18 protein-coding genes and 1 riboswitch are annotated in these 21,784 nt (G+C 68.4%); of the genes, 11 read left to right on the top strand and 7 right to left on the bottom strand.

What is annotated here, in order from left to right; genetic code table 11:
* Positions 1–478: IS30 family transposase (locus W7U_RS20885; protein WP_008262212.1), on the top strand; the 478-nt coding region annotated here is incomplete at its 5' end.
* Positions 479–522: 44 nt separating this feature from the next.
* Positions 523–1,020: an SRPBCC family protein gene (locus W7U_RS20880; protein WP_008262210.1), complete on the top strand. Its 498-nt coding sequence runs from the start codon at positions 523–525 to the stop codon at positions 1,018–1,020.
* Here the strand turns inward: W7U_RS20880 and W7U_RS20875 are convergent.
* Genes W7U_RS20875 through W7U_RS20850 form a run of 6 tightly spaced genes read right to left on the bottom strand, consistent with a single transcriptional unit; the run spans position 998 to position 8,433 of the window.
* Positions 998–2,140: an NDMA-dependent alcohol dehydrogenase gene (locus tag W7U_RS20875; RefSeq protein WP_008262201.1), complete on the bottom strand. Its 1,143-nt coding sequence runs from the start codon at positions 2,138–2,140 to the stop codon at positions 998–1,000. The two genes, W7U_RS20880 and W7U_RS20875, sit on opposite strands and share 23 nt — an antisense overlap.
* 14 nt (positions 2,141–2,154) lie before the next feature.
* The gene (locus W7U_RS20870) at positions 2,155–3,684 is read right to left on the bottom strand and encodes an AMP-binding protein (protein WP_009957132.1); all 1,530 of its coding nucleotides are present in this window, start codon (positions 3,682–3,684) and stop codon (positions 2,155–2,157) included.
* The gene (locus tag W7U_RS20865; RefSeq protein WP_009957131.1) at positions 3,669–4,451 is read right to left on the bottom strand and encodes an SDR family oxidoreductase; all 783 of its coding nucleotides are present in this window, start codon (positions 4,449–4,451) and stop codon (positions 3,669–3,671) included. Before W7U_RS20865 ends, W7U_RS20870 begins: the two co-directional genes overlap by 16 nt.
* On the bottom strand, positions 4,444–6,066 hold the full coding sequence (locus tag W7U_RS20860; RefSeq protein ID WP_008262194.1) for an AMP-binding protein: 1,623 nt from the start codon (positions 6,064–6,066) through the stop codon (positions 4,444–4,446). Before W7U_RS20860 ends, W7U_RS20865 begins: the two co-directional genes overlap by 8 nt.
* Before the next feature lies 1 nt (position 6,067).
* A complete protein-coding gene (locus W7U_RS20855; RefSeq protein ID WP_008262192.1) occupies positions 6,068–6,817 on the bottom strand; it encodes a GntR family transcriptional regulator in 750 nt (249 codons plus the stop codon).
* Positions 6,817–8,433, bottom strand: coding sequence for an SMP-30/gluconolactonase/LRE family protein (locus W7U_RS20850; protein ID WP_008262190.1), 1,617 nt, complete (start codon positions 8,431–8,433; stop codon positions 6,817–6,819). Before W7U_RS20850 ends, W7U_RS20855 begins: the two co-directional genes overlap by 1 nt.
* Positions 8,434–8,653: 220 nt before the next feature.
* On the opposite strand from W7U_RS20850, the gene W7U_RS20845 reads away from it, so the two are divergent.
* The 8 genes from W7U_RS20845 to W7U_RS20810 all read left to right on the top strand — a co-directional run bounded on the left by W7U_RS20845 (position 8,654) and on the right by W7U_RS20810 (position 20,311).
* A complete protein-coding gene (locus W7U_RS20845; RefSeq protein WP_036429643.1) occupies positions 8,654–9,511 on the top strand; it encodes an SDR family oxidoreductase in 858 nt (285 codons plus the stop codon).
* Positions 9,511–10,911, top strand: a complete 1,401-nt coding sequence (locus W7U_RS20840) for an aromatic ring-hydroxylating dioxygenase subunit alpha (protein WP_008262184.1) — start codon at positions 9,511–9,513, stop codon at positions 10,909–10,911. The genes W7U_RS20845 and W7U_RS20840 overlap by 1 nt, the downstream gene beginning before the upstream one ends.
* Positions 10,908–12,755, top strand: a complete 1,848-nt coding sequence (locus W7U_RS20835; RefSeq protein WP_008262182.1) for an NAD(P)/FAD-dependent oxidoreductase — start codon at positions 10,908–10,910, stop codon at positions 12,753–12,755. Before W7U_RS20840 ends, W7U_RS20835 begins: the two co-directional genes overlap by 4 nt.
* Positions 12,752–13,702 carry an SDR family NAD(P)-dependent oxidoreductase gene (locus W7U_RS20830; RefSeq protein ID WP_008262180.1) on the top strand — a complete coding sequence of 317 codons (951 nt, stop codon included), beginning with the start codon at positions 12,752–12,754 and terminating at the stop codon, positions 13,700–13,702. Before W7U_RS20835 ends, W7U_RS20830 begins: the two co-directional genes overlap by 4 nt.
* 13 nt (positions 13,703–13,715) lie before the next feature.
* Positions 13,716–14,915, top strand: a complete 1,200-nt coding sequence (locus W7U_RS20825; protein WP_036429576.1) for a CoA transferase — start codon at positions 13,716–13,718, stop codon at positions 14,913–14,915.
* Positions 14,912–16,624: a thiamine pyrophosphate-binding protein gene (locus W7U_RS20820; protein WP_008262177.1), complete on the top strand. Its 1,713-nt coding sequence runs from the start codon at positions 14,912–14,914 to the stop codon at positions 16,622–16,624. Before W7U_RS20825 ends, W7U_RS20820 begins: the two co-directional genes overlap by 4 nt.
* A 28-nt stretch (positions 16,625–16,652) precedes the next feature.
* A complete protein-coding gene (locus tag W7U_RS20815; protein WP_008262174.1) occupies positions 16,653–18,083 on the top strand; it encodes an aldehyde dehydrogenase family protein in 1,431 nt (476 codons plus the stop codon).
* Positions 18,084–18,316: 233 nt separating this feature from the next.
* A complete protein-coding gene (locus W7U_RS20810; protein WP_008262171.1) occupies positions 18,317–20,311 on the top strand; it encodes an acyltransferase family protein in 1,995 nt (664 codons plus the stop codon).
* Positions 20,312–20,314: 3 nt separating this feature from the next.
* Here W7U_RS20810 and W7U_RS20805 read toward each other — a convergent pair whose 3' ends face one another.
* Entirely contained in the window at positions 20,315–20,974 is a 660-nt protein-coding gene (locus W7U_RS20805) for a class I SAM-dependent methyltransferase (protein ID WP_008262169.1), read from the bottom strand.
* 112 nt (positions 20,975–21,086) lie between these two features.
* Positions 21,087–21,259, top strand: a riboswitch (M-box (ykoK) riboswitch).
* Between the two features lie 249 nt (positions 21,260–21,508).
* Here W7U_RS20805 and W7U_RS26300 point away from each other — a divergent pair.
* Complete coding sequence (locus tag W7U_RS26300) at positions 21,509–21,724, top strand: hypothetical protein (RefSeq protein ID WP_131810750.1); 216 nt, start codon at positions 21,509–21,511, stop codon at positions 21,722–21,724.
* Positions 21,725–21,784 lie beyond the last annotated feature (60 nt).

Genomic DNA, 21,784 nt, shown 5'->3' with positions numbered 1-21,784 from the left:
CCGCCGACCGCGCGGTGCCGGCCACTGGGAAGGTGATCTGATCGTCGGCCCCAACAGCGCCATCGGCACCCTGGTCGAGCGGTCCACCCGCTTTACGATGCTGCTGCATTTGCCCGGCGATCACACCGCCGAGACGGTGGCCGGCGCGATGATCGAAGCGATGCGCCAGTTACCCGAACACCTTCGTCGATCAATCACCTGGGACCGTGGCAGCGAAATGGCCCGCTGGCGCGACATTCACCTGCAACTCAACACCCCGGTCTATTTCTGCAATCCGCACTCGCCCTGGCAACGCGGCACCAACGAAAACACCAACCGCCTCCTGCGCTTCTGGTTCGAAAAGGGCAGCGACCTCAGCGGTTACACCCCAGCAGACCTCAAACGCATCCAAGACACCCTCAACCGACGACCGCGCCCAACCCTTGACCTCGACACCCCCGCCCAACGCCTGGCCGCCCTCCTCGACCAAGCCGCCTAACAAAAATGCATTAGCCACTTGACTTTGAGCGGCAGAATGTCGCCGTGGCGTTACATGCGCGGGCCCGGTCGCTGCTTTTCGTGCACGCCGACCGGACGCTGTCCGAGCGCGTGCCCGCGCCGCCCGATGCGGTGCGCGGCTTCTACGTGGACCTGGACAACATCAGGCTCGTGCACCCGCTGATCGTGTCAGTGGAAACGTTGTCCCGCGGCGAAACCCCGGAGGGCTACCAGCAGAGCTATCGGGTGGTCGATCGAATCCCCTTGGGGCCGCTGACCATCCGTACCGTCTATCACGCCCGGCTGCGAGTGCCGGCCGACGGCGACGTGCTGACGGAGGCCGCCCAGTCACCCGGGGTGCGGTTACGCGGCACGGTGAGTTTCGTGCCCGACGACGGCGGCACCCGGATCACCGAGCGCATCCGGATCTCCGCGCCGCGGCTCCTGGCCGGGGTGACCGTCCGCGGGGCGGTCAAGGCGCACGCCGAGATGCTGGCCGGCATCCGCAGGCACTTCGAAGTCACGCACCCGCGAAATCGATGACGCCGCGAATGTTGCGGCCCTCGCGCAGATCCACGAACGCCTCGTTGATCTGGTCGAGTTGGTAGTGGCGGGTGACCAACTCGTCGAGTTTCACCGCGCCCGCCTGGTACAACGACAGCAGCATCGGCACGCTGGTGCGCGGATTCATGCCGCCGTAGAGCGCGCCCCTGAGCTGTTTGGCCGACAGCGTCATCTCCTGCAGGACCAACGGGACCGGGGGTTCGGTGAACGGGGTGATGCCGGTGAGCACGCAGATCCCGCCTTTGCGAAGCAGCGCCATCGCCAACGGAAGCAGGTCCACGTGCACCACGCCGGGGCAGACGACGACGCGGTCGGCCATCAGGCCGGCGGTGATCTCCCTGACCAGAGGTATCGCGTCCTCGGCGGAGGCGGCGGTGTGCGTGGCGCCGAAGACCTTGGCCGAATCGCGCTTGGACTCAACAGGGTCCACCGCGACGACGTATTTGGCGCCCACGGCGCGCGCGCCTTGCAGGGCGTTCATCCCGACGCCGCCCGCGCCGATGACGACGACGGTGTCGCCGGGTTCGGTGCCCGCCGAGATCGTCGCGGACCCCCAGCCGGTGCTCACCCCGCACGACACCAGCGAGGCGGCATGGAACGGGATCGCGTCGTCGATCTTGATGACGGAGCGTTCCGATAGCACCGCGTATTCGGCGAACGTGCCGAGTTGCCCGTAGGCCAACAGGTTTTCGTCACCGAGGTGGCGCCGGCACGTGCCGTCGGTGGGCATCTCCCGCACGAACAGGCTTGCGCCGATGTCGCAGATGTAGCTCTGGCCGTTGACACAGAACCGGCAGCTGCCGCACGCGGGGATGAAGGAGAGCGCCACGTGGTCTCCCGGACGCACCGAGGTCACGCCGGGCCCGATTTCTTCAACGACGCCGGCTCCCTCGTGACCGCCGAGCAGCGGGAACCAGTCCGGCGCCGGCTGGCCGCTCGCGGCCAGCGCCTCGGGGGTCGGCACCACATCGCCGGTGAACAGATGATCGTCGGAGTGGCAGATCCCGGCAACGGCCATGCGCACCAGCACTTCACCGCCGCGGGGCGGATCCAGCTCGATCTCGCGGATCTCCCAGTCCTGGCCGACCCCGCGGATCACAGCGGCGCGACACTTCATTGCGACCTCCCTGATGTCTCATGGCATTCCCGCAGCGGCGCCAGGCGGGCCCGCAGTTCCCGCTTGAGCACCTTGCCGTAGCTGTTTTTTGGTAGCTCGTCGACGAATTCGTAGCGCTTGGGACGTTTGAACCGGGCGATGCGCGTCAGCAGGTGCACGTCGAGCGCCGCGGCGTCGACGGGATCGCCTGTGCCGACGACGAATGCGACCACCACCTCGCCCCACTCGGCGTCGGGGGCGCCGACCACGCACGCCTCCGCGACCGCGGGGTGCTCGAGCAGGACCTCCTCGACCTCGCGCGGGTAGATGTTGCTGCCGCCGCTGATGACGACGTCCTTCGATCGATCGCGCAGCGTGAGGAAACCGCGCGCGTCGAACGAGCCCATGTCGCCGGTGTACAGCCAGCCCTCTTTGAGCGTGGCGCGGGTGGCATCGGGGTTGCGCCAGTAGCCGGACATGACCGCGTCGCCGCGGCAGACGATCTCGCCGATCTCGTCGACGGGCGCCGGGTCGCCGCCGGCGCGCAGCACCGCGACGTCCATCCCGGACCGCGCATAGCCGACCGATCCCAGGATTGCGTCGTCGCCGGATTCGTGGTCGGCGCGGCGCAGCCCGGTGATGGTCATCGGTGACTCGCCCTGCCCGTAGATCTGGGCGAAGATCGGGCCGAACGCCGCAATCGCCTTGCGCAGGCTTTCGACATACATCGGGCCGCCGCCGTAGACGATCGACTTCAGGTTGGCCGGGCGGGCGCGGCCCGTGCCCACCAGGCGCTGCACCATCGTCGGGGCGAGAAACGCGCTGCCGCCGGGGTGATGCTCGCACAGATCGAGGAACTCGTCGGGGTCGAATGCGCCCGAGGCGGGCACCACCTGGCGGGCGGCGCGCAGCACGTACGGCAGGACGTAGAGCCCCGAGCCGTGCGACATGGGCGCCGCGTGCAGGAGGCTGCACCGTTCGTCCGGGTCGTCGATGTCGGCGAGGTGGGCCACGGTCATCGCGGTCAGGTTGCGGTGCGACAGCATCGCGCCCTTCGATCGGCCGGTGGTCCCGCTGGTGTAGAACAGCCAGGCGAGCGCCGACGGATCGGTGCGCGGCTTCGCCGACGGGGCGACGGTGACCCGCCGCGAGTAGTCCTGCGAGTCAAAGGTTTCCATCGGTGTCGTGGTGATCGGCGCCAGTTCGCCGGCAATCGCCGTGGAGGCGAACACCCGCGCCGCGCCCGCGTCGTCGAGGATCTCGGCCATCTCGCGCGGATGCAGCTTGTAGTTGATGGGGACGACGACGCACTCGGCGGCCCAGATCGCGAACATCAACTCGATGATCTCGGGACGGTTGTGGGTCGCGATCGCGAGGCGGGCGCCGGCGGCGTGCTGTTTTCGGATCGACGCGGCCAGGCGTAAGGCCCTGTCGCGCAGCTCGATCCAGGTGTACAGGCGCCGGGTGCCGTGATACATCGCGCCGCGGTGGGGGTGCCGGCTCGCGGCCTGCTCGAGCATCGCGAATAGGTTCACCGCTCCGTCCACCGCGAGGACAAGGCGAACTCCGACAGATACTTCGTCGAACTCCATCCGCCGTCGACCACGATCGTCTGGCCGTTGATGAAACTTCCGCCCGGCGAGCACAAGAACGCGACCGTGCTGGCGATGTCGTCGACGCGGCCCAACCGCGGGTGCGGCGTCATCTCGGTGTTGATCTTGCGGAATCGCTCGTCCTGCAAGCGCTTCTCGACCATCGGTGTGACCGTGACGCCAGGCGCGACGGCGTTGCAACGGATGCCGGACGCGCCGTACTGGCAGGCGATGTGGGTGGTCAGCGCGGTCAGCCCGCCCTTGGCCGCGGAGTAGGCCCCGCCCCGCAGGCCGCCGACGACCGCGAACGTCGATGTCACGTTGATGATCGCCGAGCCGGGTCCCATGTGGGGCAGCACGTCACGCGCGAGCCGAAACGGTGCCCGTAGCATCAAACCCAGGAAGTAGTCCAGGGTTTCGTCGTCGGTTTCGTGCAGCGGCTTGGGGCTGCCGACTCCGGCGTTGTTGATCAGGAAGTCGATGTGGCCCCATCGCTGCACGGCGAGGTCCACGATGCGTCGCGGCGCGTCGTCGTCGGTCAGGTCGACGGCAAGTGTGGCAACGCGATCCGGATCGCCGATGGCCGTGTGCAGTTCGGCCAGCCGGTCCTGGTCGCGGCCCGTGCCCAGGACCGCCATGCCCATCTCGGCGAGTTTGGTGGCGCAGCCCAGGCCGATGCCGCTGCTTGCGCCCGTGACGATTGCGACCTGCATCTCACCCATCCTTAGTCTCCACCCGCGTGAGCGCCGCCCGGATCCGATGCTTGAGCACCTTGCCCGCGTCGTTCTTCGGCAAGGCATCCCAGATCACGACCTGTTCTGGCGCCTTGAATTTGGCGACGCCCTTGCTCACCAGCAGCGCAAGCAAACTCGCGACGTCCGGGCGCTGCGCGCCCGCGGGGACGATCACCGCGCAGGCCCGCTCCCCGGTGCGCTCGTCGGGCAGCCCGACCACAGCGATCTCGGCGATGCCGGGATGGTCGGCGAGCAGGTCCTCGACCTCCTTGGCCGAGATGTTCTCGCCGCTGCGGATGATGACGTCCTTGGCCCGTCCCGTCACGACGAGGTACCGGTCTCCGGAACCGGTCGAGACCCAGCGCCCGAGATCCCCGGTGCGGAAAAACCCATCGACATCGAAGGAATCGTCCTCGGGATGGCGGTAGCCCAGCAGCATCTGCGGCCCGCGCAGGTAGATTTCGCCGTCACCGCCGGGTGCGGCATCGTGGGGGACGAGCTTGATCTCGGCGATGCCGGCCCTGCCGTCGGTATCCGCGGCGCTGTCGGCTTCGTCGGGCCGGGGCGCGCCGACGGTCGCGACGGGCACCTCGGTGCAGCCGTACACCCGGGTGACCACCGCGCGGTCGAAATAGTCGGCGGCGCGCCGGATCAGCGACGGCGATACCGACGCGCCGCCGCAGATGAACACCTTCAGGTCGGGCAGGCGGGTGCCGAGGTCTTCGGCGGCGGACAGCAGCTGCTGCAGAAACGGCGTGGCCCCCGCCATGTGGGTGCACCGTTCGGCGTTCATCAGCGCAACGGCCTGCGCCGGATCCCACCGGTCCATCAGCACCGCGGTGGTGCCCAGCAGCAGCGGGCATTCGAAGGCATAGATCGAGCCACCGATGTGGGCGACCGGCGACGGGACCAGGAACGTGTCGCCCGGCTCGATGTTCCAGTGCTCGCGGAGCTGGCGGATGAGCGCGTGCAGCGAATTGTGGGTGTGCAGGACGCCTTTCGGGCGGCTGGTGGTCCCCGAGGTGTACAGGATCATCCGCGCGGCGTCGGGATCGAGCGCCGGAAGCGTCGCGGGGTCCGGCGCATGGTCGAGCAGGTCCGGATAGGGGGTGTGCGGACCGGCGTGCCCAGTTTCGCGCAGCACCACGACCTCGGGCGCGTTGTCCATCGCGGCCGTCACCCGTTCGAGCATCGCCCCGTAGTCGTGGCCGCCGAATCGGTGCGGGACGAATAGCATTGCGGTGCCGGCGTCTTCGAGAATGAAGCGCAGGTCGCGGTCGCGCAGCGACGGAAGGATCGGGTTCACCACCATGCCGGCCAGCGTCGCGGCCAGATAGATGACGGCGGTCTCATGCCAGTTCGGCAGCATGAAGGACACGACGCTGCCGGTGGGCATGCGCGCCAGCATCGCCGCGGCCAGCGCGCCGGCCTGCGCGTGCAGTGTGGCGCAGTCCAGCCGAACATCCTCGTCCACCAACACCGTTCGGTGCGGCGACGTCTGCGCGGCCGCGCGCAGGGAATCGGCGAGCGTGGTGTGCACCCACAGTCCGCGCCGGTAGGCCTCTGACGCATGCGCCGCGTCGTGGCGGGCCCGGGCGAGCAACTCAGCCGGCCTGACCGGTGACGCGACGCATGGTCATCGCATACCGAAACCTCGACGACAGGTGGGTGTTGATCGTCACCTGGGCCACCTCGCCGTCGGAGGTCGTGTAGGTGCGCCGCATCTGCAGTGCGGCCGTTCCCGCGTCCACGCCGAGGCCGTCGGCCAGTTCCGGGGAGAGCAGGACGGCCGCGATCTCCTGGTGCAACTGGGCGACGCTCACGCCGAAAAGATCCTCGATCAACGGGAAGATCGGGCCGGCATGGCGTTGCAGCAGCCTGCCCACCGCGGCGAAACTGCGGCTGATGTAGTACTCCGTCCGGCACATCGGCACCGACGCGCCGTCGGCCTGCCGGTAGCCACGCACCGAGAGCCACTGGGTGCCGGGCTCGAGTCCGGTCCGGGCGGCGAGGTCGTCGTCGATCGTCACCATCGCGTTGGATTCGATGGTCAGCTGCGCGCCGGCGGCGAACGCGAGCAGGTCGTCGATCGACATCGCGTCCTGGGCATAGGAACTCGACGCCGGGCGGGGTACCACCCGGGTGCCCGCCCGCGGCCGGGAGGCGACCAGGTTGTCCTCGCGGAGCCGGCGCAACGCTTCGCGAACGGTGTAGCGGCTCACCGCGAAGCGCTCACACAGTTGGTGCTCGGTCGGCAGCTGCGACCCCACCGGGTAGACCCCGTCGACGATCTCCTTGCGCAGCGTGCGGGCGATCTGCAGGTAGCGGTGGTCGCCCGCGATGGCCTGGGACATCAGTGGCCCGTGGGGCGCAGGGCGAGCACGCTGCCCTCGCCGTCGGCCGAGATGTACAGCGTCCCATCGGCCGCGGCCGTGATGCCGGCGAACGGACCCTGTGGCCCCGAAAACGGCGGCATGCCGCGCAGTGGCTTGGCAGTCACGCCCGGCGGGGGACCGACCGGCAGCCCGGACGCGATCGTCCGGCGTCCGTGGCCGGCGAGGTCGAAGGCGATCAGTTCCTTGGCGCCGGCATCGACCACGTAGAGCACACGGTCGCGGACCAATATGCCCTGCGGCCGTTGCAGATCGGCCACGACGGTGTCGGCCCGCGACCCGGCCGGCCGGACCACCCGGCCCGCGCCCGCCTCCGCCACCAGCGGGGCTCCGTCGGCGTCGATCGCGACCCCGACCGGCTCGCGCAGATCGGTCGCCAGCACGTCGACACCTTCGGACCGCAGCGACAACACCCGCCCGGTCCCCAACTCCGCAACCACCACACCGCCTGGGGTCACCGCGACACCGTAGAGCTGGTCGAAACCGTCGGCCAGCACCTCGGTTTCGCCGGCTTCGGGCCGGTAACGGGCGACCTGGCCGCCCGAGGTCGTGACGACGAACTCGCCGGGCCCGCCGGCGGCGAGGCCGCGCAGGAACCCGGGATAGCCGGGGCTGAACAACATTCCCGCGGTCTGCAGGGACCCGTCGGGCAGGGCGACATAGAAGTACGTGCCGTCGGCGATGTAGAGCTGCCCGTCCTGGCCCACGGCCAGGTCCAGCGGCCAGTTGAGTCCGCCCGGCAACACCGATGTCGTTGCGCCGTCGGGCGATATCTCGGTGATCTCGCCACTGAAGTTGGAGACGAACAGCCGGTCGCCGACGAAGGTGCAGTTGTCCAGCCCCGGATTCAGCTGGGCGAGCAGGCGACGTTCGCCGCTGCGGGGATCGATGCGCAGCACCTGCCCGCTGGCCACCTGGGTGGAGACGAGGTAGCCCCGGGCGTCGAACTTCACCGAGTCGGGCACGCCGAGATCTTTTGCGACACAGTGTGGCTCGCCGCCGTCGGGGTCGACGCGCCAGATTTCGTTGGCGCCCATCACCGGGAAGTACAGCAGGCCGTCGGGACCGACCTCCATCGCGTTCGGTGAGGGCACGTTCTCCAAGAGCACCCGTGGCGGGCCGCCCGACAGGTCGAATTCGAGCAGCCGCCCGCCCTCCCGGCATTCACCGATGAACAACCGGCCGTCATAAAACGTGATGCCGTTGGCCGACGGGACGTCGTCGCGCAGCACCCGCGTCCGGCCGCTGGTCTCGCGCACGCTGACCCGGCCGTCCATCACCTCGGTCGCGTACAGGTTGCCGCGGGGATCGAACGCGACGTCGTCGGGTGCCACGATGTCGCCGCCCTTGGGGCTGGCGGTCACCAGTTCCCCGGTGCGGTGGTCCAGCGCGCTGATCTGACTGCCGGTCACCTGCGCGATGTAGATGCGGCCGTCCGGGCCGGTGCGCAGCCCGTTGGCCCCGAACAGCCGGCTGGGCGCGGTCAACCGGTCGAGTTCCCAGCCCGGAGCGACGTCGATCGCGTCCGGGACTGCGTACCGCGAGGGCTGCGTTGAGAGGGCCCTTGAAATGGACATGCTCGTCGAGGTCCTTCCGTCAGCCGGTTGGGCTGGACGTTATCAATTCCTCGTAGTCCAGACAATAGCCACTATGGTGTCCCGGATCGATCTTGACAGCGAAGTCCGCCGGTCGGAATAGTGTTCTCCCAGGGACAGAATGCCATATTTTGTCCGGACAAACTGGTAGCGAATGTCGCGGCCGGCGCGGGACGGCGCCGTCGGCGGCCGAAAGCAGGTCATGGACGATCAATTCGGGCACCTCAGGCTTGATGGTCGCGTCGTGGTGGTCGCCGGCGCCGGCGGAGGCGGCATCGGCACCACCGTCACAGCCATGACCGCCCGGGCCGGGGCCACCGTGATCGCGGTGAGCCGATCGAAGGAAAACCTCGACGAGCACATCGCCCCGCTGGCCGCCGCCCACGGCCTGGCCGTGGTGCCCGTCACGGCCGACGCGTCCACCGACGAGGGCATCGCCGCGGTGATCGACCACGCGCGCCGCGCCGACGGAAGCTTGTACGGGCTGGTCAATGTCGCCGGCGGCGCCGAGCCGTCGACGTGGATGCCGTCGACGCGCGTGACCCGCGGCGACTGGCGCAAGATCTTCGCCGACAACCTCGAGACGGCGTTCTTCATGAGCCAGGCCGTGGCGGCCGAGCTCGTCGCGCAAAGACTGCCGGGGTCCATCGTGTCGATCTCGTCGATCAGCGGCATGAACACCGCGCCGTTTCACATCGCCTACGGGACCGCCAAGGCCGCGATCACCGCGATGACCCGCACGATGGCCCTCGAGTTGGCGCAGGCCGGAATCCGGGTCAACGCCGTCGCGCCCGGCGTCACCGAGACGGCGGCCTCGCGCACCTACGTCGACGAGGACCCCGAACGGGATCGGCAGGCGATCGCCATGGGACGGCGGGGCCGGCCCGAGGAGCAGGCCGGCGCCATCCTGTTTCTGCTCTCGGAGATGTCGAGCTATATCACCGGCCAGACGCTGTTGGTCGACGGCGGCCTGGACCTCAAATGGAGCCATCTCGGCGCCGACAACACGTCGCTCTTCTTGCGTGACGAATCCTTCCGCGCGGCCATTAGGAGGATGTGATGACCGATCTCGCCAAGGGCACGAATTCCGCCGGGGCCGAGGAACTCTCGTCCCCGATGACGATCGGCGTCGAGGCATACATCTCCGAGGACTACGCCCGCGCCGAGCGCGACAAGCTGTGGCGGCGGGTCTGGCAGCAGGTCGGCCGCGTCGAGGAATTACCCGAGGTGGGCAGCTATTTGACCTACGACATCCTCGACGACTCGATCATCGTGGTGCGCACCGGCCACAACGAATTTCACGCGCACCACAACGTGTGCATGCACCGCGGCCGCCGGCTGATCGACACCCCCGAGGGCGCCAAGAACGCCTGTGCCCGCACCCGAAAGTCGTTCGTCTGCGGCTTTCACGGCTGGACCTATGGCTTGGACGGGGCGTGCACGCACATCCGCGAGCAACAGGACTGGCAGGGAACGCTCACCCCGGACAACACCCACCTTCGACCGGTTCGGGTCGACACCTGGGGCGGCTGGTTGTGGATCAACATGGACCCCGACTGCGAGCCGCTGGCCGATTACCTGTTCCCCGCCGCGAAGATCCTCGACCCGTTCGGGTGTGAGAACATGCGCTACAAGTGGCGCAAATGGCTTGAATTTGACTGCAACTGGAAGGTCGCGCTGGAAGCGTTCAACGAGACCTACCACGTCTACACCACGCACCCCGAGTTCAACAAGTTCGGCGAGTTCAAGGGGTGGGCGAAAGCCCAAGGCAGACACAGCAACATCGGCTACGACGCCCCAGAGGACATGGAGGCCACCAAGTCCAAGATCCGCCTCGGCATCGGCGCCGACCCGCGGGTGTCCACCGCGGAGATGCAGGTGTACACGATGGAGGAGACCAACGCCACCACCACCCAGACGCTGGTGAACGCGGCCAAGCGACTCGTCGACGAGTTGCCCGAGGGGACGCCGGCCGACAAGGTCCTCGAGCACTGGCTGGCATCGGCGCGCCGCGACGACGAGGCCCGTGGCGTCGTCTGGCCGACGATTCCCGCCGACATCCTCGGGCAGGCCGGCACCGCGTGGCAGATCTTTCCGAACTTCCAGATCGGACAGGGCCTGACCAGCGCGCTGTGTTACGGCGCGCGACCGCACCCCAGCTACAACCCCGACAAGTGCATCTTCGAGGTGTCGGTGTTCGAGCTGTACCCGAAAGGCCAAGAGCCCCAGACCGAGTGGGAGTACACCCCGGTCGGCGATCCCCGTTGGCGGTCGGTCCTACCGCAGGACTTCTCCAACATGGCGGCCGTGCAGCAGGGGATGAAGTCACTCGGCTTCGCCGGCACCAAGCCCAACCCGTACCGCGAACGCAGCACCGTCAACCTGCACTACCAATTGTCGAGATACATGGGTACCGGTGAGCCCCAGGAACTGTCACGCAAGGAGTCACCATCGGCATGACCATGCACCAGGACAGCTGCGGGCCCACCCGGACGCCCGACGACGTCGACATCGCCGCGCTGCGCGAGAAGTACCGGCTGGAACGCGAAAAGCGGCTGCGCAAGGAAGGTTCCAAGCAGTACATCGAACTGGAGGACGACTTCGCCGGGTACTACGAGGTCGATCCCTACACCCCGACCGCGCCACGCGACCCGATTTCGGAGGACATCGACGTCGCGGTTCTCGGTGGCGGCTTCGGTGGATTGCTGTCGGCGGCCCACCTGAAGAAGGCGGGCGTCGACGACGTACGCGTGATCGAACTCGGCGGCGACTTCGGCGGTGTCTGGTACTGGAACCGGTACCCGGGCATCCAGTGCGACAACGAATCCTACTGCTACATTCCGCTTCTCGAAGAGCTCGATTTCATGCCGTCGAAGAAGTTCGCCGACGGCGCCGAGATTTACCAGCACTGCCGCAACATCGGCAAGCATTTCGGCCTCTACGATTCGGCGATCTTCTCCACCCAGGTGCGCGACCTGCGTTGGGACGAGGACATCAGGCGCTGGCGAATCGGCACCAACCGCGGCGACGACATCCGCGCCCGGTTCGTAGTGTTGGCGTCGGGCCCCTTCCACCGGCCCAAACTCCCCGGCATTCCGGGGATCAAGGACTTCAAGGGCCACGCGTTCCACTCGTCGCGATGGGACTACGACTACACCGGCGGCGACAGCGGCGGCAACCTGCACAAGCTCGCCGACAAGCGGGTCGCCGTCATCGGCACCGGCGCCACCGCGATCCAGATCGTCCCCTTCCTGGCCCGAGACGCCCAGCACCTCTACGTCTTTCAGCGCACCCCTTCGACGGTCGACGAACGCAACAACGCGCCGACCGACCCGGAGTGGGCGAAGTCGTTGCGGCCGGGCTGGCAGCGGGAACGGCAACGCAACTTCCACTCCTGGACGTTCGAGGGCATGGCGCTGGGTCAGCCGGACCTGGTGTGCGACTTCTGGACCGAACTCGGGCGCAACACCGCGGCCCGGGTGCTCGCGCTGGACGACCCCGCGTCGCTGACGCCCGAGCAGTTCATGGCGATCCGCGAGGAAGAGGATTACAAGCTGATGGAGCGGCTGCGCCGCCGCATCGACGTGATCGTCGAGGACGCGCAGACCGCCGAGGCGCTCAAGCCCTACTACCGGTTCCTGTGCAAGCGGCCACTGTCCAACGACGAGTACCTGCCGATGTTCAACCGGCCCAACGTCACCCTCGTCGACGTCTCCGATTCCAAAGGGGTGGAACGGATCACCGAAAAGGGGCTGGTGGCGGGCGGCGTCGAGTACGAGGTCGACTGCATCATCTATGCCAGCGGCTTCGAGATCACCACCGAGATCAGCCGCCGCTATTCCATGGAGACGATCGAGGGCCGCGACGGGCTGTCGCTGTTCGACCACTGGCGCGACGGCTACAAGACGCTGCACGGGATGACCAGCCGCGGCTTCCCGAACCAGTTCTATACCGGTTTTACCCAGGTCGGCATCTCCGCCAACATCGCCGCCAACTACGAGCTGCAGGGCGAGCACATCGCCTACATCATCGCCGAGGCGTTGAAGCGGGGCGCGACCACCGTGGAGCCCAGCGCGGCGGCCCAGGAGCAGTGGTGCGCGACGATCCGGGAAACCGCCGTCGACAACTCGGCTTTCGACGCCCAGTGCACGCCCGGCTACTACAACAACGAAGGCGGCGGCGGGGGAGAGGGCATCCGGTCACACCTGGGCGAACCGTACGGCCCCGGCTTTTACGCGTTCGAGGACTTGCTGCGCGTGTGGCGTGACAAGGGCGACCTGGACGGGTTGGTGCTCGGCACTTGAGCGAAACCCCTGAAGAGCAACTACGATTCGACGGCCGCGTCGCCGTGGTGACCGGGGCCGGCCGCGGGTTGGGTCGCGCCTACGCGCAGCTGCTGGCCTCGCGTGGGGCGAAGGTGGTCGTCAACGACGTCGGCGGCGGCCTCGACGGCGAAGGGGTCGACGCCGGTCCGGCGGAGCGGGTCGTCGCCGAGATCACCGCGGCCGGCGGACAGGCCGTCGCGTGCAGCGCTTCGGTCGCGACCGCAGCGGGCGGCGACGCGATCATCGCGACCGCGCTCGAGCACTATGGCCGCGTCGACATCCTGGTGCACAACGCCGGCAACGTCCGTCGCGGCTCGCTGAAGGAGATGAGCTACGAGGACTTCGACGCCGTGCTCGACGTGCACCTGCGCGGCGCGTTCAACGTCGTGCGCCCGGCGTTCCCGCTCATGTGCGGGGCGGGCTACGGCCGCATCGTGCTGACGTCGTCGATCGGCGGCCTGTACGGAAACCGCGACGTGGCCAACTACGCGGCGGCCAAGGCGGGCGTCATCGGGTTGTCCAATGTCGCCGCGCTCGAGGGCGCCGCCGAGGGCGTCCGCTGCAACGTGATCGTGCCGGCGGCGGTGACGCGCATGGCGGACGGCATCGACACCTCCGCCTACCCGCCGATGGGACCGGAACTCGTTGCACCCGTGGTGGGTTGGCTCGCGCACGAATCCTGCTCGGTGACCGGGGAAATATACATCGCGCTGGCGGGCCGCGTGGCCCGGGCGGTCGTCGCGGAGAGCCCCGGCGTGTGCCGGTCGTCGTGGACGATCGAGGACGTCGGCAGCCATCTGGACGCGATCCGCTACGCGGAGGCGCCGCTGATCTTCCCGGTCGTCCCAGATGGCCATGACGAGCACATCCGCTACAGCTTCGAGCTGGCGCAGAGGTCGGCCGATCAAGGAGCGCTCAATGGCTAGCCCCGCGGGCCCGATGGCCGGTGTGCGCGTGATCGATCTCACCGCGATGGTGATGGGGCCCTACTGCACCCAGATCATGGCCGACATGGGCGCCGATGTGATCAAAGTCGAACCGCCCCAAGGCGATAACACCCGCTACATCTCGGTCGGCCCGGCGCCGGGCATGAGCGGGGTGTTCGTCAACGTCAACCGCGGCAAGCGCAGCGTCGTGCTGGACCTGCAGACCGATGCCGGAAAGCGGGCGCTACGCGCTTTGGTCGAGACCGCCGACGTGTTCATCCACTCGATGCGCGCCAAGGCGATCGCCAAGCTCGGCTTCGGCTACGACGACGTCGCCGCGATCAATCCCGAAGTCGTCTACACCAATTGCTACGGGTACGGGCGACGCGGACCCGATCGCGACCGCCCGGCCTACGACGACACGATCCAGGCCGAATGCGGCCTGCCGGCGGTGCAGCAGCAGTTGACCGGCGAGGCCGACTACGTCGGCACCATCATGGCCGACAAGATCGCCGGGCTGACAGCGCTGTACGCAACGACGATGGCGTTGTTCCACCGCGAGCGCACCGGGCAGGGCCAAGAGGTCGAGGTCGCCATGTTCGAAACCATGGCGTCGTTCATGCTCGTCGAGCATGCCAACGGCGCCCTGTTCGATCCCCCGCTGGGGCCCGCGGTGTATCCGCGCACCGTGGCGCCCAACCGCCGTCCGTACCGCACCAGCGACGGCCACATCGCCGCACTGATCTACAACGACAAGCACTGGAACGCGTTCATGAACGCCGTGCGGCCGCCGTGGGCCAGCGAGCTCTACGCGACGCTGGAACAGCGCGCCCGCGAAATCGACACCGTCTACGGGCTGGTGGCCGAGACCATGAAAGAGCGATCCACCGCGGAGTGGTTGGAGCTGCTGCGCGAACTCGAGATCCCGGCCGCGCCGCTCAACACGCCCGGCGCGCTGTTCGACGATCCGCATCTCAAGGCCGTCGGCATGTTCGAGACCGTGGACACCCCGCACGGGCCGGTGCGCTTCCCCGGCGTGCCCACCTGGTTCTCCCAGACACCGGGCCGCGTCGCGGGGCCGGCGCCCGAACTCGGCGTCCATACCGAGGACGTGCTCGCCGAAATCGGCGCGAGCGGTCCCGGACTCGCACGAAACACACCGCCTGAACACGATTTTGCGTCTGCTCGCCAGGGAGAGGAACTTCAACAATGACCGTGCCGGTGTACAAGCGCATTCTCGACCTGTTCGAGGCCGAGGGGGTGAACACCCTGTTCGGGATCCCGGACCCGAACTTCGTGCACATGTTCGCCGAGGCCGACGCGCGCGGGTGGTCGGTGGTCGCGCCGCATCACGAGTTGAGCGCGGGTTTCATGGCCGAGGCGGCGTCACGGATGACCGGCAAGCCCGGGCTGTGCATCGGGACGCTCGGCCCGGGCATGGCCAACATGGCCGGAGCGATCCAGTGCGCGCTCGTGGAGAACTCGCCGGTGATCTTCCTCGGCGGCCAGCGCGCCCGCATCACCGAGCGCCGGGTGCGGCGCGGGCGCATCCAATTCGTCCGCCAGGAGCCGCTTTTCGCCCCGTCCGTCAAGTACAGCGCGTCCATCGAGTACGCCGACCAGACCGACGAGATCATCCATGAGGCCATCCGCCGGGCCATGTCCGGCACCCCCGGCCCGGCCTACGTCGAATACCCGTCGCACGTCATCCTCGAAGAGCTCGACGTGGCCGATCCGCTGCCGCCGCATCGGTATCGCCTCGTCAACCAGGGGGCGGGCGCCCCGGAGATCGCCAAGGCCGCCAAGCTGATTCGCGAAGCGAAGAGCCCGATCCTGTTGGTGGGCCACGGCGTGCACACGTCGCGCACCGGCCCCGCGGTGAAGGAGCTCGCCGACCTGATGGCCTGCCCGGTCATCCAGACCTCCGGGGGTACTTCGTACATCCCGGGCCTGCAGGAGCGGACCTTCCCCTACCTGTTCTCCCCGGCCGCCAACGAGGCGGTCGAGCAATCCGACCTGTGCGTCGCGCTGGGAACCGAACTCGGTGAGCCCATGCACTACGGCCGGACCCAGCATTGGGCGGGCAACGACGCGAATCGCAAATGGGTGTACGTCGAGCAGGACCCGGCCGCCATCGGCGTCAACCGACAGTTCGACGTGCCGCTGGTCGGCGATCTGCGCGGCGTCGTGCCGCAGCTGGTCGAGGCGCTCCGGGACACGCCGCGCACCCCGTCGCCCAGCCTCGAGAAGTTGGTCAAGGCCGACGCCGAGGAGCTCGCACAGCTCGCCGAGACCGCGCCGTCGGGTCGTTCGCCGATCCACCCGGCGCGCTATGTCGTCGAGGCCACCAAGGCGTTCAACGAACTCGACGACGCCATCATGGTCCGCGATGGCGGCGCGACCGTCATCTTTCAGTGGACCTACTCGCAGGCCAAACCGCGCGATGTCATCTGGAACCAGAACTTCGGCCACCTCGGCACCGGCCTGCCCTACGCGGTCGGGGCTTCCGTCGCCGAGGGCGGCAAGCGCCCCGTCATGCTGCTGACCAGCGACTCGGCCTTCCTCTTCCACATCGCGGAACTGGAAACGGCTGCGCGGCAGAACCTTCCGCTGGTGTGCGTGGTGGGCGTCGACCACCAGTGGGGCCTGGAGGTCGGCGTCTACAAGCGCACGTTCGCCCAGCCGTCACCGCAGCCCGGCGTGCACTGGAGCAAGGACGTCCGGATGGACAAGATCGCGGAGGGCTTCGGGTGCCATGGCGAGTTCGTCGAGAAGGAATCCGAGATCGGACCGGCCATCGCACGCGCCTACGCCAGCGGCAAAGTCGGTGTGGTGCACGTGTGCATCGACCCGAAGGCCAACTCCGAGGAGATGCCCAAGTACGACCGATTCCGCACCTGGTATGCAGAAGGCACCCAGTGAGCGCCGCAACTAAGGAAGAGTGCTAGCTATGCGCGAATACCTGAAGTTCTACATCGACGGACAATGGGTCGACCCGGTGCGGCCCAACCCCTTCGAGGTGGAAAACCCGGCGACCGAGCAGGTTTCGGGAAAGATCTCGCTGGGGTCGGCGGCCGACGTCGACGTGGCGGTTCAGGCCGCCCGGCGCGCCTTCGCGGGCTGGTCGCTGAGCACCCGCGAACAGCGCCTGGACCTGTTGCAGTCCATCCTCGCCGAATACCAGAAGCGGGCCGACGATCTCGCCGAGGCGGTCACCGAGGAGATCGGCGCGCCGCCCTCACTGGCCGCGGGCCCGCAGGTCTTCCTCGGCATCGGCCACCTCACGACGGCCATCGACGTGCTGAAGAACTTCCCGTTCTCCGAACCCAAAGGGGAGACCCTGATCGCCAAGGAGCCGATCGGTGTCTGCGGCTTGATCACGCCGTGGAACTGGCCGATCAACCAGGTCGCCGTCAAGGTGTATCCGGCGCTGGCCACCGGCTGCACCGTCGTCCTGAAACCCTCTGAGGTCGCGCCGTATTCGCCGTACATCTTCGCCGAGATCCTGGCCGCCGCGGGCGTGCCGGCCGGGGTGTTCAATCTGGTCAACGGTGACGGCGCGGGCGTGGGCGCGGCGCTGGCGAGCCATCCCGACATCGACATGGTGTCGTTCACCGGGTCCACCCGCGCCGGGATCGAGGTCGCCAAGAACGCCGCCCCGACGGTGAAGCGAGTGACCCAGGAACTCGGCGGCAAGAGCCCCAACATCGTCCTCGACGACGGCGGCTTCGCCGACGGCGTCCGCGCGGGCGTGGCCAACATGATGCCCAACTCCGGGCAGAGCTGTAACGCGCCGTCGCGCATGCTGGTGCCGAATTCACGGATGGCCGAGGCCATTACGATCGCGCGCGAGGTGGCCGAACAGGTCAAGGTGGGCAGCGCCGACGACGCGACGGCGATCGGGCCGGTGGCGTCGAGGACGCAGTTCGAGACGGTGCAGCGGCTGATCCAGCAGGGCATCGACGAGGGCGCGACCGTGGTCGCGGGCGGCCCGGGCCGGCCGGCGGGGCTGGACACGGGGTACTACGTCAAGCCGACAGTCTTCGCGCATGTCACCAACGACATGACGATCGCGCGCGAGGAGATCTTCGGGCCGGTGCTGTGCATCCTCGGCTACGACGACATCGACCAGGCCGTCGAGATCGCCAACGACACCGAGTACGGCCTCGCCGGCTATGTCTCCGGGGCCGACCTCGACACGGCGCGCGAGGTTGCCCGCCGGATCCGCGCGGGATGGGTGACGATCAATCACGCGTTCGACATGAACGCGCCGTTCGGCGGCTACAAGCGCAGCGGCAACGGCCGCGAATGGAGCGAATTCGGTTTCCACGAGTACCTGGAGGTCAAGAGCACCCTGGGCTACGCGCCCGGCAAGGCCTGACGCCCGACCCCGAAATCCGAACGCAGCGCAGCGGAAAACCGTTGCGTGTCCTCCACGCGATCCCGCGCGTCCGCCCTTAAGCTGGCTCCGTTCACGAGGAGGGGCAGCGACGTATCGGCATCAACCATGGCGCCGGGCGGGATGGTAGTCACGGCGCGCTGACAGCGAGCATCGAGCCGGGCGGGTCTCACCCCGCACCGGCTCGTCGTTCTCGGCCCCGATGGGTCGCCCCCATGCGCCGGGTCGGCCGGCTGGGGGTCTGGGACGGGCCGGAGGGGCGCAGCGGAATCCCGGCGCTCGACGGCCTGCGCGCGATCGCCGTTGCGCTGGTGCTCATCGGGCACGGCGGCATCCCCGGCGTCAGCGGCGGATTCATCGGCGTCGACGTCTTCTTCGTCCTGAGCGGATTCCTCATCACCTCGCTGCTGCTCGACGAGCTGGGACGCACCGGTCGCATCGACCTCACCGGCTTCTGGATCCGGCGCGCGCGGCGACTCCTGCCGGCGCTGGTGTTGATGGTGCTCACCGTGGCCGCGGCCCGGCAGCTGCTGCCCGAGCGGTCGCTCACCGGCCTGCGCGACGACGCCATCGCGGCGTTCATGTGGCTGGCGAACTGGCGGTTCGTCGCCCAGAAGGCCGATTACTTCACCCAGGGCGCACCGCCGTCGCCGCTGCAGCACACCTGGTCGCTCGGCGTGGAGGAGCAGTACTACTTCGTCTGGCCGCTGCTGCTGGTCGCGGTCACGCTGGCGCTGGCGGCGCGCGCGAGGCGCCGTTTCACCCGGGCCACCGTCGGCGGCGTGCGCTTCGCGACGTTCGTCATCGCCACCGTGGGGGCCCTGGCGTCCGCGGCGCTCGCCATCGTCATGGTGTCCGACGGCACCCGCGACCGGATCTATTTCGGCACTGACACCCGCGCGCAGGCCCTCCTGGTCGGCGCGTCGGCGGCGGCCCTGCTGGTGCGGGATTGGCCGTCGATGAACCGCGGCTGGTGCATGATCCGCACGCGGTGGGGGCGTCGCGCCGCCCGGATTCTGCCGCTGCTGGGTTTGGCGGGTCTGGCGGCCGCGACCCATTACGCGACCGGCGCCAGCGGCGAATTCCGCCACGGCTTGCTGATCGGCGTCGCGATCGCGGCCGTGTTCGTCATCGCCCCGGTCGCCCTGGAGCAGCGCGGCGTCGTCGCGCGCGCGCTCGCGTTGCCGCCGCTGGTGTGGCTCGGCACCATCTCCTACGGCGTGTACCTGTGGCACTGGCCGATCTTCTTGGCGCTCAACGGGGAACGCACCGGGTGGTCCGGGCTGCCGCTGTTCGCCGCGCGGTGCGCCGCCACGGTGGTGTTGGCCGCGGCGTCGTACTGGGTGCTCGAGCAGCCCATCCGGCGCTGGCGGCCGGCGCGGGTGCCGCTGCTGCCGCTGGCGGCGGCGACCGTCGCCAGCGCCGCGGCGGTGACGCTGTTGGTGGTTCCGGTGGGAGCCGGGCCGGGGCTGCGCGAGCCGGGCTTGCCGCCCGGAGTCTCCGCGGTCGCGGCCGTCTCGCCGTCACCGCCCGGCGAAAGCCGGCCGCGGGATCCCAACCGCCCGTTCACCGTATCGGTGTTCGGGGACTCGATCGGGTGGACGTGGATGCACTACCTCCCGCCGACGCCGGGATTCGCGTTCCTCGACCACACCGTCATCGGATGCAGCCTGGTGCGCGGCACCCCGTACCGGTATGTGGGCCAAACCCTCGAGCAGCGATCCGAGTGCGACGGCTGGCCGATCCGATGGGCCAGGCAGGTCGCCCAGGACCAACCCGACGTCGCGCTGCTGATCATCGGCCGCTGGGAAACCGTGGACCGCGTCAACGAGGGCCAGTGGACCCACATCGGCGACCCGACCTTCGACGCCTACCTCAACGGCGAGCTGGAGCGGGCGCTGACCATCGCCGGCTCCACCGGTGTGCGGGTGGTGGTCGCGACCGTGCCCTACAGCCGCGGCGGTGAAAAGCCGGACGGCCGGCTGTATCCGGAGGACCAGCCGGACCGGGTCAACCTGTGGAACACCATGCTGCGCAAGACCGTCAGCCACCACCCGAACGTCGCGATCCTCGACCTGAACAAGAAGCTGTGCCCCGACGGCGTCTATACCGCCAAGGTCGACGGCATCAAGGTGCGCAGCGACGGCGTGCACCTGACCCCGGAGGGGGTGAAGTGGCTGACGCCGTGGCTCGAGGAGTCGCTGCGCTAGCCGCTAAGTGCCTGTGCGGCAGCTGATCTCCATGCTGTCGCTGTCGCGGACTCCGAAGTTGAAGCTGACGTAGCCGTTGGCCTGGTCGCGCACGCGGTCGAGATACGGGGCCATATCGGCCGAGCTGGCGTTGTCGGCGATGACCAACGCACCCGTGGACAGCCGGGGCTCCAGCAGCTCGATCACGGGCAGGTACAAATCTTTCCAACCGTCGAGCAGCAGAAAATCGACCGCCCCGTCCACGCTTTTCAACGTGCTCAGCGCATCGCCCTCCAGGATCGTGATCACATCGTCCAAGCCCGTCTCGGCGAACGTCTTCTTCGCGGCCGCGATCTTGGCGGCGCTGAGCTCGGTGGTCACGACGCGGCCGCTCCCGTTGTCACGCACCGCGGCGGCCAGGTGAACGGCGGAAATGCCGAACGACATCCCGAATTCGACGACCGTCGCCGGGCGGGTGGCGCGAACCAACGAATACAGCAGCCGGCCGGCTTCGGGCGTCACGGGGATGTAGAACTCGCTCATCGCGTCGGCCCGCTCCTGGGCGGACATCGGCTGATCGAAGGTGCCACGCCGCTCGCGCAACAGCGACATCTGGTTCTTCGACTCGGCGTACATGCGGTCGAGCGTCGATGCGACCCGGGGATCCTGCAGCGTTGTGGTCATCTCGCCGAGCCTAGGCGTGCGGCCTGGGTGGGCGCTTAGAGCCCGCCGACGGCGCCACGCTCAGCGCAAATGAGTTTGACGAGCCCGGGCCGCGGTGCCACTATGGACTCCGCAAGCACCTCGGTAGGTGAGGCGTCTGCATGGATACAGGCCACTGACCCCGAACGTCGAGAGACGCCCCGGGTCAGGACAGCTCTTCCCGGACCCAAGGGTTGAGCCCAAGTGGCTTCTGGAACGTTCCGGATACGCCGTGCAGTGCCGAAGCTCCGACGAGAGGGGTGCGACCGGCGGCTTTGGTGCCGTCGGTCATTCCTGCCTCTCTCGTTCAGGTGAATGTGACGACACCCGCGTGTGTCCCGGCCGTGAGGAGGTGAGGGCGAGATGAGTCCCGGCGATAGTCCGCATCCGAAATTCGTTTTGTCCCGATCCGGCTCCGGCATTCCTTCCGCCGCCTGACCTTGCGTTTGGTCCTGCGCGGCTGACACGTCCCACGGACAGTGTCGATGCCGATCGGACCCCTGGCAGGAGAAGATCATGGCTTTTGTTGTTACGCACCGTTTTTCCGCCGTTCCGCGGGGACGCCGGCGGTCGATGCTGCGCGCGGGCCGGTTGCTGGCCGACAAGCTGCACCTGCGGACCAACCTGACCCCGCAGGAGCGCGCCAACCTGTACGTCTCGCGGATGCCGATCGCGGTGGTCACCGCCTCGCTGGGCGGGCACGCGTCGGGACGCCCCGACAACCACTGGTGATTCGTCCCGCGCATCGAGTGCATCCGCATGCCCTCACCCGTGGTGAGAGCGATTCGTACA

This window comes from Mycobacterium sp. H4Y, from assembly GCF_000364405.1.
Lineage (GTDB): Bacteria > Actinomycetota > Actinomycetes > Mycobacteriales > Mycobacteriaceae > Mycobacterium > Mycobacterium intracellulare.
This window is presented reverse-complemented; position numbering and strand designations above follow the sequence as displayed.